Origin of the sequence: Undibacterium cyanobacteriorum, from assembly GCF_031326225.1 — a bacterium.
GTDB classification, from domain to species: Bacteria; Pseudomonadota; Gammaproteobacteria; order Burkholderiales; family Burkholderiaceae_D; genus Undibacterium; species Undibacterium cyanobacteriorum.
The window spans coordinates 537,425-551,635 of record NZ_CP133720.1 but is presented as its reverse complement, the minus strand read 5'-3'; the positions used below and the strand labels follow the sequence as shown (position 1 = coordinate 551,635).

Genomic DNA, 14,211 nt, shown 5'->3' with positions numbered 1-14,211 from the left:
ACTTGAGGAGGATTTAGATCGGACGCGTTTCGTCCTTGTCAACCGGACGGCGTTGTGGAGCCAGCAGCAGCCAAGTCACGAACGGCCATAATGCCGTCGTCACCACACACTCTAGGAAGTAAAGCCATCCGGGGAAATGAGAATCTGCTGAGACCAACAAACGCACGGCTAACTTCACGATCAAAACCCCGAGGAAGAGCGGAAATACTTGAAAGGTTTGTACCAAAGGCGCGAACCACAACACACGGCGGTGAATAGAAATCGCAAAGTAAGACAGCAATGTATAGGCGAGCGCATTTTCGCCGAGATACACCGCATCATGTACATCCATCAACAAGCCCATCGTAAATGCAATCCCGATGCCGACTTTACGAGGCTGATGAATACTCCAGAAAACCAACACCAAAGCGACAAAATCCGGGATCCCAATGGAGCCGCCCCAAGGGAGAAGATTCAAAATGAAAGCCAGTATTAAGCTAAACGCGATGAAAAGCGGATTCACCGGTTGCAAAATATATTGCGGATGATTCATCGCTTCACTCCTTGTGCTGGGCTTGATGCGGGTGCAGTCACAATCGGTGGTGGTACGACAACCGCTTGCGAGGCGGGAGCTGCGTTCAACCTTACTTGACTGGCACTTTCTTCAACACGTTTAAAATCAACCGGAGCACCCTCTTTGCTCACATCTCGGGTAGCATCACGCGTAATGCGGCGATTGATCTTTTCTTTCTTCGCCCGTACTTCTTCTGTCTCGGGTGGCGACATCGCGCTGGTATCCACCAACAAAATCAGCAATTGCTTATGTTGATCAATACCAGCCGCTGGAGTCAGCAAGGCAGTTTCAAAAGTAGTGGTTGCTTTGTTGTCGACCTGCGCTACTTTCGCGACCTGTATCCCGGATGGATAAACGCCATCGATGCCAGAGGTCACTAACACGTCACCAATTTTAATATCCGCGTTGGTGGTCACTCGCATTTCCAAAAAGGGGGAACGACCACGTCCTGTAACAACCCCGCGCAAACCATTGCGTTCCAATTGCACCGGTATGGCTTGGTTCTTATCGGATAACAAAGTCACTTCACAGGTTAAAGGAAAAACGCGTGTGACTTGCCCTACCACGCCACGTTCATCAATCACAGGCTGACTCAATGCCACACCATGGCTGGAACCACGATTCAATACGATCTTGCGCGTCACTTCGTCACGCGCATCGTACAAAATCTCGCCCATCAATGACTTCGAGGATGCCTTATTTTTGAGATCTAAGAGGCGGCGTAGCTGCGCATTCTCGGTTGCCAATGCCACGTTCTGATGCAAATTTTCAGCATTACGAATTTGTTCTTCGCGTAGTTTTGCCACTTCCTTTTGCAAGGTCGAAGTCGAGGCAAAATAGTCGGAGATCGAACGTGCAGCATCACGCGGAGCAAGGGCTACCATCTGTAGGGGATAAAGTGCCGTGCCAACCACCTGACGCAAAGCGCCCAGAGATTTCATGCGGGAATCGATCAACAGCAAGGTGATCGAAAAAACTGTGAAGAAGACCACCTTGACGCGTGCTGACGCGCCTTGTTTGAAAAGTGGTGGTGGACTATGCTGCATCGGTGCCAGTATTTAGCTCAGAACTATGACCAACAAATCGAAGTGGGAAGGCTCACATGAGCCGTCCCACTTCACATTTTGTACCTTGTACTTCTTGCAGATACGGGATGCCTCACTCGCGCATCCAACATGATCGATCACTTTGCCACTGCCGCTAATAAGTTGATCGTTTGTCGATCAAACAGCTGTGTACCAAGTCACTCCATCATGACGCATCTGTTTCTTCGCGATGATTATTCGTAAGAAAACAGAGAGCCCAATTTATCCATACGTTCTAATGCCATGCCGGAACCACGGACCACGCAAGTTAATGGTTCTTCTGCGACCAACACTGGCAAACCGGTTTCTTCCATCAACAGGCGATCGAGATCGCGCAACAATGCGCCGCCGCCCGTCAACATCATGCCTTTTTCAGCGATATCTGCGCCGAGTTCTGGTGGTGTTTGTTCCAACGCATTTTTCACCGCGGAAACGATGTTATTCAGTGGATCCGTCAATGCTTCCAAGATCTCATTGCTAGAGATGGTGAAGGAACGTGGAATACCTTCTGAGAGGTTACGGCCTTTGACTTCCATTTCTTTGATTTCAGAACCTGGGAAAGCAGAACCGATCGTCTTTTTAATCGCTTCGGCAGTTTGCTCACCGATCAACATGCCGTAGTTACGACGGATATAGTTGACAATCGCTTCGTCAAACTTATCACCACCAACGCGCACGGAACCTTTGTAGACCATACCGCCGAGAGAGATAACGCCGACTTCAGTGGTACCACCACCAATATCGACCACCATAGAACCGGTCGCATCAGATACTGGCAATCCAGCACCAATCGCTGCCGCCATTGGTTCTTCGATCAAATACACCTGAGATGCACCTGCACCCAAAGCTGATTCGCGAATCGCACGACGTTCCACTTGTGTGGAGCCGCATGGTACGCAAATGATGATGCGTGGTGATGGTTTAAACAATTTCGTATCGTGCACCATACGAATGAACTGCTTCAACATTTGTTCAGTCACGGTGAAGTCAGCGATCACGCCGTCTTTCATCGGACGAATTGCTTCGATATTGCCCGGTACTTTACCAAGCATTTGCTTCGCTTCTTTACCAACCGCTTGTATCGTTTTCTTGCCGTTTGGACCGCCCTCTTGGCGGATCGCAACGACTGAAGGTTCGTCGAGCACAATACCTTGACCGCGTACGTAAATCAGCGTGTTTGCTGTCCCTAAATCAATCGCCAAATCATTGGAGAGATAACTGCGAAAAAAACCGAACATGAAAATCCTTGTGTCACAAATATTGGTGTAAATAGCGCAGACGGTGTTCCCAGCGCCGAATCTTTTCACTCGCCTATGCGCCTTCTGCGTAAACAAAACAACCACGCCATCGTTACTCACTAACGACAACGTGGCCCGCATCCTTCGTTTTCACTGAACTTACTGCCTTTTAAAGGCCAATCACGAAAAGAACGACGCACATCCTTTTTTTAGTTTGTTTGTCTATGCTGCTAGCGCTTGGTCACAAATCGCTGAAAACTGGCACAAAGCCTATAACTTCGGCGATTTTTAGAGTATTAACCCGACATTCTACCTTATAATCCTAGAAATCATAGGCAATCTCACAAATTCCGAACGGCCTTTTTCGTATAAGAAATAAGCAGTTTTCAATTTGATAATTTTGTCATCCTCATGTGCCCGAACTTCAACAAAATTGAAGTTTCACATTCAAACTCGTTTTGATAATAAAATCACAATGACGTTTGAATGCTCAGTGGGATACTTAGTTGGCAATTTAGTTGATTCATTCATTGGCGATCGACTTTATCTGTGAATGAGCTGAGTCCGAGCTGAATTGGCTCAGACCTCGATCACATGAAGGCTTTCACTAAATCGCGGCGCACCCAACTTCCGATTAGCTTTGAACATAGATTGCATCAACCATCATTTTGGTCCACATATAAGCAGGTAGATTGAACATGTCTTTAGAACTCTCTGATGTAAAACGTATTGCCAACCTTGCTCGTCTCGAACTCAGCGAACAAGAAGCCGCTTCCACACTCGATAAACTGAATGGTTTTTTCAAAATTGCCGAGCAACTGCAAGCGATCGACACCGCAGGCGTGGCACCATTGAGCCATCCGCTTGCAGCGCAAATGCCTGAAATTTGCTTGCGTTTGCGTGAAGACGTCGTCACGGAAAGTAATCATCGCGAAGAGTATCAAAAACCAGCACCAGCGACCCAAGACGGACTTTATTTGGTTCCTAAAGTGATCGAGTAATCGAATAATCGATTGATCGAAGACCCGAACAACTAAATAGTCGGCTACATCATGCCAAAGTCCCAGATCGCCAGCATACCGAGGCCTTATCCGTACCCATCATTCTTGTTTGAATAAGTCATGCATCAACATACTTTAAAGCACTTGTCTGCCATGTTGCAGAACAAAGAAGTCTCAGCCACCGAGCTCGCGCAACATTACCTGACACGTATTGCCAATAGCCCGCTCAATGCCTTCACTCACGTCGACCCACAATTGACCTTGGCACAAGCGCAAGCCGCCGATCAACGTCGTGCCAATGGCGACCAATCGCCTTTACTAGGAGTGCCGGTCGCACACAAAGATATCTTCGTCACGCGCGATTGGCGTTCAACCGCCGGTTCACGCATGCTGGAAAATTATGTCAGTCCCTTTGATGCAACCGTGGTGTCCAAGCTGCACAGCGCTGGCATGGTGAACTTAGGCAAACTCAATTGCGACGAATTTGCGATGGGCTCTAGCAATGAAAATTCCTACTTTGGTGCCGTCAAAAATCCTTGGGATTTGAACGCAGTCCCTGGTGGTTCATCGGGCGGCTCTGCGGCTGCCATCGCTGCGCGTTTGAGCCCTGCCGCGACCGGCACAGATACGGGTGGGTCGATTCGTCAACCCGCCGCTTTTTGCGGCATTACCGGTATCAAACCAACCTACGGTAGCGTATCGCGTTACGGCATGATCGCCTTCGCTTCCTCTTTGGATCAGGGCGGTCCCATGGCGCAAACTGCAGAGGATTGCGCGCTCTTACTGAACGCTATGGTTGGTTTCGATGAGCGTGATTCCACCAGCGTGACGCGTGCAAACGAAGACTTCGGACGCGATCTCGAACAGAGCTTACAAGGACTGCGTATCGGCGTTCCGCGCGAATTCTTTGGTGCTGGTTTGGCAGCCGATGTAGAACAAGCAGTACGTGCAGCGCTTCAAGAATATGAAAAACTTGGAGCAACTTTGGTCGATATTTCTTTACCAAAAACCGAGTTATCGATCCCCGTCTATTACATCATTGCACCAGCGGAAGCGTCTTCCAATCTATCGCGTTTCGATGGCGTACGTTATGGCCACCGTGCAGCCGATTACAAAGACTTAAACGACATGTATCGCAAGTCTCGCACGGAAGGTTTTGGCGACGAAGTAAAACGTCGTATCTTGACCGGTGCCTATGTGCTCTCGCATGGTTACTACGATGCTTATTATTTACAAGCGCAAAAGATTCGCCGCTTAATCGCGCAAGACTTCCAAGCCGCATTTGAGAAGTGCGATGTGATCATGGGCCCGGTGGCGCCAACAGTGGCGTGGGATATCGGTGCGCAATCGGATGATCCGGTCGCCAATTACTTGGCTGATATCTTTACCTTATCCACCAGTTTGGCTGGCTTGCCCGGTATGTCGATTCCAGTCGGCTTTGGACAAGGTGAGAAAAATAGTCAACGTCCAGTCGGCTTGCAAATCATCGGCAATTATTTCGCCGAAGCCAAGCTTCTCAATGTCGCCCATCAATTCCAAAAGGCGACTGATTGGCATACTAAATCGCCGGGCTAAATCAACACCATTACCGCCACGCTGATCACCACGATCAAGTAGCTTAAAGTAGATTTTAGAATTATCGAATATTGGAATCTTAGCGATTCAAAAAGGATGCAATATGCAATGGGAAGTCGTCATCGGTTTTGAGACACACGCACAACTCAAGACGCAATCAAAAATCTTTAGTGGCTCTTCGACGCAATTTGGAGCGGAGCCTAATACACAAGCCAGCCCTGTCGATTTAGCCTTACCAGGTGTTCTGCCTGTGATGAACAAAGGCGCTGTAGAAAAAGCGATTCAGTTCGGCTTGGCGGTCGGTGCTACTATCGCGCCGGAATCGATCTTCGCGCGTAAAAATTATTTTTATCCCGATCTACCCAAAGGCTATCAAATCAGTCAGTTTGAAATTCCGGTGGTTCAGGGCGGAAGTATTTCTTGTGTGGTCGAAAAGGATGGTAAACAAGAAGTCAAAACCATCGAACTCACACGCGCGCACCTTGAAGAAGACGCTGGTAAATCACTGCATGAAGATTATCAAGGCATGACAGGAATTGATTTGAATCGTGCCGGCACTCCACTACTGGAGATCGTCACAGAACCTGTTATGCGCAGCGCTGCAGAGGCCGTCGCCTACGCCAAGGCGCTCCATTCCTTAGTGGTGTGGCTCGACATCTGCGACGGCAATATGCAGGAAGGTTCATTCCGTTGCGACGCCAACGTATCGGTACGCCCACTCGGTCAGAAAGAATTTGGCACACGCTGCGAAATCAAAAATCTGAACTCTTTCCGTTTCCTCGAAGAGGCGATCAATATTGAAGTACGTCGTCAAATTGAACTCATCGAGGATGGTGGCACCGTCGTTCAGGAAACCCGTCTGTACGACCCCGATCGCAAAGAAACACGCTCCATGCGTAGCAAGGAAGATTCACAAGATTATCGCTACTTCCCAGACCCTGACCTGCCACCATTACGCATTAGCCGTGAATGGGTGGAACAAGTTCGCTCAACCATGCCAGAGTTACCAACCGCCATGCGTGATCGTTTCACAGCGCAATACGGGCTCTCCGATTACGATGCAATGGCGTTGACGCAATCAAAAGCCATGGCCGCTTATTTTGAAGCAGCATTGGCAGCCAGCCCAGCCGGTGACAAGTCAGCGCAAGCCAAGCAGATCGCCAACTGGTTGATGGGAGATGTTTCTTCCAGCCTCAATCGCGAAGGCGTCGACATCACAGGCATTCCGGTCAACGCGGCCCAACTCGCCTTGCTCTTGACGCGCATCAGTGATGGCACCATCTCTAACAAGATCGCAAAAGAAGTGTTCGCTACGATGTGGCAAGCGCCAAGCGCAGATGCTGATCTGGCCGACAGAGTGATTGACGCGAAAGGACTCAAGCAGATTTCGGATGTCGGTGCGCTCGAGAAGATTATCGACGAGGTGATGACCGCGAATCAGCAATCAGTTGATGCTTACCGCGCTGGCAATGAAAAAGCCTTCAATGCACTGGTAGGACAAGCAATGAAAGCGACCAAAGGCAAAGGCAATCCTGCGCAGGTCAATGAGTTACTGAAGAAAAAACTGAGCAACTAAGTGGGCAACTAAGCCTACAAGCTAGGACACTCCGAGCAGATTGGAGATGTCCGCACAAAAACAAAAGAGCAGGGTTCAAATTCATCTGAACCCTGCTCTTTTCACGTTTACTAGAAACTTGTTTTTGTTACCGCATCATCTTGCGCGGCTCATTGTAGACCTCAATAGCATTGAGCCTTGGAAGATGAACAGGACACATTAGGCATCCGGCACAAAATACGATGAGACCAGTTTCACATCATCATAACTGACTGTGCCAGCGGCAACGCGCAATTTCATGTAGCTCAACAGGTAGTTATAACGAGCCGATGCAAGATCACGTTTCGCCGTCATCAACTGCTGCTCGGCATTCAAAAGATCTGCGTTAATACGCACACCGCCTTTGATACTTTGTTTGGTTGCTTCGACCAAAAGCTCAGCTGCCTTCACCGTCTTTTGTAAAGCTTCAACACGCGCCACACTACTCTTCGTCGCGCCATATTGCTTCTTCACTTCGACCGTTAATTTCGCTAGTGCTGCATCAAAATCAGCTTTCGCTTTATCACGATGAGCGATCGCTTGTTTGGTCGACGCATTCACGTAGCCGCCGGTGTATAGCGGGATCACCAACTGAAAACCAAGACTACGAATATTGTTATCTTGATTGCGTGTTGAAATCGATTCCGACAATCCATGGTTATACGAAGCATTTAATTCTACGCGAGGCATATGGCCAGCGCGATTTTTGGCAATCTCTTGTTCCGCGATTTCAATGTTATGACGACCAGCTTGAATTTCGGGATTATTATCGATCGCGATTTTTTTCCACTCTTCAAAACTACCTTCCAGAATCTGTGGCTTAAATTGATCAGATAAACGATCGATGTTTGGCAGTTCAACCCCCACAATACTACTGAGCGTACTGCGAGCGGTCTCTAGTGCGTCGTTCGCTTCCAAAATGGTCGCTTCCGCCACTTCCAGTTTTGCTTGGGTTTCAAGCATATCTGTTTTGGTGCCTTCGCCTTTTTCAAACAAACGCGTGTTAACGTTTCGCAATTCGATCAAAGCATCACGTTGCGCGGTGAACAATTTGATCTGATCGAGCGCATAGTTTGCATCAGCAAAAGCAGTCACAAGGCGAATAATCAAATCAGAGCCGCGCGCATCGAACTGCGATTCACTAAACTTGGTTTGCGCAACACCTTGTTTGTAACGAGCATACGCATCCAAATTAAACAATGGCTGACGTAGGCTCACTCCCTTACTCGCACTTGAGTAATCCTGATCTGTCTCCACCAGCTTGCCAAGGAAAGGGCTCACAGTTTCGCCCTTATTCTTACTCTTACCGAAGCTATATTGCACGTTGGGTAGCAATCCTGCCTTACCCATGGCTTCGTACTCTTTGCCCGCGGCCAAATCTGCTTTGGCACCACGGAAAGTAGGGTCGTTAGCACGCGCCAACTCATAAGCCTGCAACAAGCTGGTCGCAGAAGCTTGAAACGATGTCGTGATAAACAATGCGCCCACAAGCACGGCAAACTTAGTTTTCGTCATATTGATCACTCCTCAGACAAGGCTGAATTGGCTCGATCCAAAACTGGTTTAAACAGGTAATTCATCATCGTACGTTCGCCGGTGATCACGAACAATTCGACCGGCATACCTGGACGAATATTCAAGTTGGAAATCATCTTCAAGCCTTCCGGCGCGACTTCAGCGCGCACTTTGTAGAAAGCTTGGCCTGAACGTTCATCAACAGTGCGGTCAGCGGCGACTTCGGTTACAACACCAGGGATGTGCGGTGTGGTGTTCGCATTGAATGCAGAGAAAATCAGCTGCACTTTCAAACCTTTATGCACTTTATCGACCAAGTGAACTGGCAACATCCCCTCAACAATCAATGGATCACCATCTGGTACCAATTCCATCAACTTAAATCCACTTGGTACGACAGCACTCTTAGTGAACACGTTCATACCAACAATCGTGCCCGACACCGGCGCCTTCACTTCAACATTCTTCAACTCAAAATCCAAGGCCTGTAAGCGATTGTTTAAAGCCTCAGCCTCTTTTTGCGCATCGGTCAATTGTGTGCGAACCTCTTTTTGGTACTCCTGTTGACGCTGCAATTTCTTCAACTTCAGTTCACCAATTTGGCGGCTAATACGACTCATATTGCCGATGTCTTCAGAGATACTTCCGTTGATTTGCGCGTAGGTACGCTCAACATCAAACAAACGACTTTTGGCGATGTAGCCATCTTTGGCGAGATCGCGCACACCGTCGAGCTGCTCTTTCAATAATTGCTGTTGCAGTTTTTTGCTTTCCATCGATTCTTCCATGCCCTTCAAGCTTGCTTGCAGACCGGCGATGGTTTCATCAACCGCAGCCAACTCGTTCGTCAAAGCACCTTGGCGGGCACTGAATAGCTGTTGTTGCAGCTGAATATTGCTTTCCACGCGTGGGTCGGTACGCGCAGCCAACAACTCTTTCGGGAAATTGATAGTACGAGCGCCTTCACGCTCGGCATCCAAGCGCGCCGCCATTGCTTGTGCTGTGAACAACTGAACACGGGCTATTTCAGCGGCGGATCTGGAAGCCACGCTGTTCATGCGAAGCAATACTTGACCCGCTTTAACGTGCTCGCCATCCTTGACCAAAATTTCATCAACGGTGCCACCGACTTGGTGTTGAATCATCTTACGATTCGTCGCCACAGTGACGTTGCCCGACATCGGTACGCCTTTGTCGAGCGGAGCGAAGAAGCCCCACCCTAAAAACGCTACAAAGAAAATCAAAACCAGGATCCAACCAAGACGGGTGTAGCTGGTTGGATCATCCATTACTTGTACAACTGGCGTATCTTTTGCCACCACATCTGTGACATTACTTTTTTGTTTAACTAAATTCATGGCTTATTCCTTCCCAGCTTGTGCTGAGTTGTTCGACTCTGTCCCTGCGGCTGGGGCTGCTGGAGCCTCTGCAGTTGCGGTGGGCGCAGATGCATTCGGTGCTACATTGCCTGGCGCGTTGACAGCAGCCTGAGCAGCCATCTGCGCTTGAGCCATCTGTGCTGCGCGCATTTGGGCTTGGACTTGCGCCTGGACTTGCGCTTGAGCTGCGGCAGGAGATTGTCCCGGGGCTGGTGCGTTTGCTGGCGCAGGAGCCTGCCCTGGCGCTCTTCCTTGCAACTGAGCTTGCATTTGCGCCTGAGCTTGAGCTTGAGCCTGTTGCAGAGCCGCCAGAACTTCATTGGTCGGTCCAAAAGCTTGTGCGGCACCATCACGTAACAATAACAACTTCGTCGTCGCACTCAGTGTGGTTGGGCGATGTGTAATCAAAACGATCGTCTTGCCACGTTGGCGCAGATCATTCACAGCCGCCAACAAGGCCTGCTCACCAACATCATCGAGGTTGGAATTCGGTTCATCCAACACCAACAGAGACGGATCATCATACATAGCACGTGCCAAGCCTATGCGCTGTTTTTGGCCACCAGACAAACCGCCACCACCATCGCCAAGACGAGTATCGTAGCCTTCTGGGAAGTGCAAGATCATGTCATGCACGCCAGCACGTTTCGCCGCTTGAATGACTTTCTCAGAATCGACTTCACCGAAGCGCGCGATGTTCTCTGCCACGCTACCAGCAAACAGTTCGATATCCTGCGGCAAATAACCAATGTGAGGGCCAAGCTGATCTTTATTCCAATGGTAGATGTCAGCATTATCAAGACGTACCTTGCCGACTGCTGCTGGCCATACGCCTACTAATAGACGTGCCAATGTGGATTTACCCGAACCCGATGGTCCAATGATGCCGAGCACATCACCTGGTTGAATCGCAAAGCTCAAGCCTTTGATGACGGCGACCTTGGCCCCTGGTGGCGCTGCAGTAACTGCTTCAACAGCCAAGGCACCAGCGGGTTTTGGCAACTCCATATTTTCGATACGGGCCGGATTATTATTGAGCAATTCAACCAAACGCTTGTACGCTGTAACAACGCCACTCCACTGCTTGGAGACACCGATAATTTGATCGATCGGACCTGTCGCTTTACCTAACAAAATAGAACCAGCAATCATCATGCCGGGGCTCATTTTGCCTTCAATCACGAGCAGAGCACCCAAACCCAACACCAGAGATTGCATAGAGATACGTACAAACTTACTCGCCGCGGAGATGATGCCGGCTTTTTCACTTGCCTCTGCTTGCAAGGACAAAAATTTCGAATGCAAAGTGAACCAGCGGGTCATCAAGTTTGGCAACATACCCATGGCTTCAATGACCTCGGCGTTACGCAAGTTGTTGGTTGCCATCGTGCCGGCGACAACGGACATACCGTTTGCCTCCGCCAAAGGCTTGCGCGTCACAACTTCATTGGCATAAGCCAAAGCGGCCATCACAATCACACCGACCAAAGCGAATACACCCAACCAGAAGTCGAACATAAAAATCACGGCCAAGTAGATAGGGAACCATGGCGCATCAAAAAACGCGAACAAGCCGTTGCCAGTTAAGAACTGACGAATCTGCGTCAAATCGCTTAAGGCCTGTCCCGCATTGCCACCAGCCTTCTTCAAATTTTGTTCGAATGCAGCTGTATATACGCGTTTATTCAGTTGCATATCGAGTTTGGCACTGACACGTATCAGAGCAAAACTACGAATGAACTCCAACGCATTCATCAATAAATAAGCGCCAAGCATCAGCAAGGTCAACATCAACAGGGTCAGCTCATTTCGGCTTTGCAAGACACGATCATAAACCTGCAACATATACAGAGACGGCACCAACATCAGCATATTGATAATGGCACTGAAGATCGCGAGCGTTCGAAACGCGCTCTTGAAAGACGACAAAACTTCCGTAATTTCGTTCTTTGGAAGCTGCATTTTATTTAACATAATTTTTCCAATGGATAGCGGCTAGAGTGAAACTTGAAGTTCAAGTCCCAACTGAACTGGGCTGCGATTATGGGGGCAAACCTCGCAATAAAATGTGATGTAAATCACATTTCAGAAGAATAGCACAAATTTTGTGACGGATATCACAAATTATTTGTAACAAGATAGGTGAGTCTCGATTTGCCCAAAGAATTTCATTTTAATTAATTTCCAACAATGTTCTGCACCCATGCTAATTGTTGCGGCAGACATTGGGTCTTCAAATCGTAGTGTTTAATCGCAAACTCCCGCGCCGCTTTTCCGAGTCGTGTGCGAGTTTCTGGATCGTTCAGTAATTCTATGGTCTTGTTGGCCAGTGCTTCGACATCGAAAAAGTCAACCAATACGCCCGTTTGATTATCGATGATCGCCTCATGCAAAGGTTGTGTGTCGCTCGCGAGGATGGTGCATTCAATACTCATCGCCTCCAGCAAACTCCACGATAAAACAAAGGGATAAGTCAAATACACATGCAAGCGAGATACCTGCAGTAGGCTAATAAAACGTGGGTAATCGATCTTACCAACAAAATGAATGCGCGCCAGTTGTTCAGCGCTGAGTTGCGGTGTCAACTCGTCTAAGTAAATTTGCTTCCAGCTTCGGCTTTCCTTCGGCCGAGCACCATAACTCACATCATCGCCCCCCACCATAATGACTTGTGCGTTGGGGCGTTCACTCAAAATCTTCGGCAATGCGCGCATGAAAATATGGTAGCCGCGATACGGTTCAAGATTGCGATTGACGAAGGTGATGACTTCGTCGTCGCGACTGAAACGTCGACCATCATCAAGAGCGAAACTTGCCTGTGGATTCGGACAAAGAACATTGGTATCAATCCCATCGTGAATCACACTAATTTTGTGAGCGAAGGGCTCGGGGAAGGTGCTCTTTTGCCAGTGTGTTGGAGAAAGGCCAGCGTCTGCGAGATCGAAGTGGAGATAATTATTATTGTTCTTAAACGTGAGGCGACATTCATCGTCGATCGAGCTACGCGGGAACTCTGGATCAAAACCCATATCCTGACCTTCAGCGCGATAAAAGAATTCGCAGTAGATCGCCAGCTTTGTCTGTGGCCAAACTGTTTTGACAAACAAACTCTCACCCCAACCAGGATGTGCAATCACGAGGTCGGGCGTGTATCCATGCGCTTTCATCTGCATCATGAGATGAAAAATCGCTTCAGCCCGAATCGTTTTGGCCTCCATATCGACCAACCATGGATGAATATTCGGCGTCGAGAAACGTTTGGGGTAGTAACCAAAAATTTTCAGTCCAGGCAAAGGCGATTTGACTGGCTTGGGCGACATGATGGTCGCAGAGACATCGTGCCCCATCGCCATCAATGCGGGAACGAGATGTTTAAATTGACCAGGGAAATTTTGGTGAATAAACAGGATTTTCATTGAAGCGTACTCTTCTTCCAACGCTAAGCGCTAAGATCATAATTTCAAGTTGAGACAGCGCGGCATGCGAAAATCCTGCACCTCAAAACTCATTGGCCATTATATTGAACGATAGTACCGGGGCCCACATTGGCTCTATCATAGTACACAGTATACCAAACTGGGTTGCTGCCACAGAGCGCAGGCGCATTGACACTGGGGACCGTGCTTTGAGAAACCACATTCATACCGATCTGGTAAATGGCATGCCCCTCATAAATACGACCAATACCGCTCTCATCTTGGTACACCGCATAAGAACCCGTAGAACCAAAGCCAGCCCAACCACCGCTGCTGACTTTGCAAATGGCTCGCGTTAAAGGGTGGTAGCGATTATCGTAGGGAATATCCGTTCCCTTCCAACGCAGATTGGTCACCTGCCCTTTATTCGGGCCTTCATCGATCACAATCGAATTCGTCACCTGTTCCGCCAACAATGCTTGGAACACCGCCGACACATTCCATGTCGTCTCTGAGATCACCTTCAAGGTCACAGGATCAACCACGCGTGTCGATTTTTGACCATCACCCCATGCCATTTTCCAACCAGCCCCAACACCACTCGGCAAACTCGGGTTCGGTTCGACATTGGGTGGTGCGGTGGTGGAGCCGCCGCAAGCAGCTAGTGCAAATAGCAAAAGAAAACTCAAATATTTGATGTTCATTGATGGTGGCAATTAGGAATTTTTCAGAGACTTTGCCATTGAAAATGGCAATCCGCATCTCGACCGAACTTTATCACTATACGATTTAATTGGCGAGAACACATCGCTGCTCACAATTCGTACTTTAAAGTTGCTATACACAATAAAAAAT

General features: G+C 48.7%; 11 protein-coding genes. 3 read left to right on the top strand and 8 right to left on the bottom strand.

Features of this window, described 5'->3' with window-relative positions:
• Window positions 1–13: 13 nt before the first annotated feature.
• The 3 genes from mreD to RF679_RS02125 form a co-directional block, all read right to left on the bottom strand.
• A complete protein-coding gene (mreD, locus tag RF679_RS02135) occupies window positions 14–532 on the bottom strand; it encodes a rod shape-determining protein MreD (protein WP_309482583.1) in 519 nt (172 codons plus the stop codon).
• The gene (mreC, locus tag RF679_RS02130; protein WP_309482582.1) at window positions 529–1,599 is read right to left on the bottom strand and encodes a rod shape-determining protein MreC; all 1,071 of its coding nucleotides are present in this window, start codon (window positions 1,597–1,599) and stop codon (window positions 529–531) included. The genes mreD and mreC overlap by 4 nt, the downstream gene beginning before the upstream one ends.
• Before the next feature lie 233 nt (window positions 1,600–1,832).
• Complete coding sequence (locus RF679_RS02125) at window positions 1,833–2,876, bottom strand: rod shape-determining protein (RefSeq protein WP_309482581.1); 1,044 nt, start codon at window positions 2,874–2,876, stop codon at window positions 1,833–1,835.
• Window positions 2,877–3,574: 698 nt separating this feature from the next.
• On the opposite strand from RF679_RS02125, the gene gatC reads away from it, so the two are divergent.
• The 3 genes from gatC (at window position 3,575) to gatB (ending at window position 7,028) form a co-directional block, all read left to right on the top strand.
• The gene (gene gatC / locus RF679_RS02120; protein WP_309482580.1) at window positions 3,575–3,877 is read left to right on the top strand and encodes an Asp-tRNA(Asn)/Glu-tRNA(Gln) amidotransferase subunit GatC; all 303 of its coding nucleotides are present in this window, start codon (window positions 3,575–3,577) and stop codon (window positions 3,875–3,877) included.
• Window positions 3,878–3,997: 120 nt separating this feature from the next.
• Window positions 3,998–5,452, top strand: coding sequence for an Asp-tRNA(Asn)/Glu-tRNA(Gln) amidotransferase subunit GatA (gatA, locus tag RF679_RS02115; protein ID WP_309482579.1), 1,455 nt, complete (start codon window positions 3,998–4,000; stop codon window positions 5,450–5,452).
• Window positions 5,453–5,555: 103 nt separating this feature from the next.
• Window positions 5,556–7,028, top strand: coding sequence for an Asp-tRNA(Asn)/Glu-tRNA(Gln) amidotransferase subunit GatB (gatB, locus tag RF679_RS02110; RefSeq protein WP_309482578.1), 1,473 nt, complete (start codon window positions 5,556–5,558; stop codon window positions 7,026–7,028).
• A 198-nt stretch (window positions 7,029–7,226) separates the two neighbouring features.
• Here the strand turns inward: gatB and RF679_RS02105 are convergent, their stop codons facing one another.
• The 5 genes from RF679_RS02105 to RF679_RS02085 form a co-directional block, all read right to left on the bottom strand.
• The gene (locus tag RF679_RS02105; protein ID WP_309482577.1) at window positions 7,227–8,561 is read right to left on the bottom strand and encodes a TolC family outer membrane protein; all 1,335 of its coding nucleotides are present in this window, start codon (window positions 8,559–8,561) and stop codon (window positions 7,227–7,229) included.
• A 5-nt stretch (window positions 8,562–8,566) separates the two neighbouring features.
• Entirely contained in the window at window positions 8,567–9,919 is a 1,353-nt protein-coding gene (locus RF679_RS02100; protein WP_309482576.1) for an HlyD family type I secretion periplasmic adaptor subunit, read from the bottom strand.
• 3 nt (window positions 9,920–9,922) lie between these two features.
• Complete coding sequence (locus RF679_RS02095; protein WP_309482575.1) at window positions 9,923–11,914, bottom strand: type I secretion system permease/ATPase; 1,992 nt, start codon at window positions 11,912–11,914, stop codon at window positions 9,923–9,925.
• 203 nt (window positions 11,915–12,117) lie between these two features.
• The gene (locus RF679_RS02090) at window positions 12,118–13,356 is read right to left on the bottom strand and encodes a glycosyltransferase family 4 protein (RefSeq protein ID WP_309482574.1); all 1,239 of its coding nucleotides are present in this window, start codon (window positions 13,354–13,356) and stop codon (window positions 12,118–12,120) included.
• 89 nt (window positions 13,357–13,445) lie between these two features.
• Complete coding sequence (locus tag RF679_RS02085; RefSeq protein ID WP_309482573.1) at window positions 13,446–14,060, bottom strand: hypothetical protein; 615 nt, start codon at window positions 14,058–14,060, stop codon at window positions 13,446–13,448.
• Between the last annotated feature and the right edge of the window lie 151 nt (window positions 14,061–14,211).

Excerpts from the sequence above, each read along its gene's own strand:
- mreD (WP_309482583.1), bottom strand. The coding sequence starts at position 532 with ATGAATCATCCGCAATATATTTTGCAACCGGTGAATCCGCTTTTCATC.
- mreC (WP_309482582.1), bottom strand. The coding sequence starts at position 1,599 with ATGCAGCATAGTCCACCACCACTTTTCAAACAAGGCGCGTCAGCACGC.
- RF679_RS02125 (WP_309482581.1), bottom strand. The coding sequence starts at position 2,876 with ATGTTCGGTTTTTTTCGCAGTTATCTCTCCAATGATTTGGCGATTGAT.
- gatC (WP_309482580.1), top strand. The coding sequence starts at position 3,575 with ATGTCTTTAGAACTCTCTGATGTAAAACGTATTGCCAACCTTGCTCGT.
- gatA (WP_309482579.1), top strand. The coding sequence starts at position 3,998 with ATGCATCAACATACTTTAAAGCACTTGTCTGCCATGTTGCAGAACAAA.
- gatB (WP_309482578.1), top strand. The coding sequence starts at position 5,556 with ATGCAATGGGAAGTCGTCATCGGTTTTGAGACACACGCACAACTCAAG.
- RF679_RS02105 (WP_309482577.1), bottom strand. The coding sequence starts at position 8,561 with ATGACGAAAACTAAGTTTGCCGTGCTTGTGGGCGCATTGTTTATCACG.
- RF679_RS02100 (WP_309482576.1), bottom strand. The coding sequence starts at position 9,919 with ATGAATTTAGTTAAACAAAAAAGTAATGTCACAGATGTGGTGGCAAAA.
- RF679_RS02095 (WP_309482575.1), bottom strand. The coding sequence starts at position 11,914 with ATGTTAAATAAAATGCAGCTTCCAAAGAACGAAATTACGGAAGTTTTG.
- RF679_RS02090 (WP_309482574.1), bottom strand. The coding sequence starts at position 13,356 with ATGAAAATCCTGTTTATTCACCAAAATTTCCCTGGTCAATTTAAACAT.
- RF679_RS02085 (WP_309482573.1), bottom strand. The coding sequence starts at position 14,060 with ATGAACATCAAATATTTGAGTTTTCTTTTGCTATTTGCACTAGCTGCT.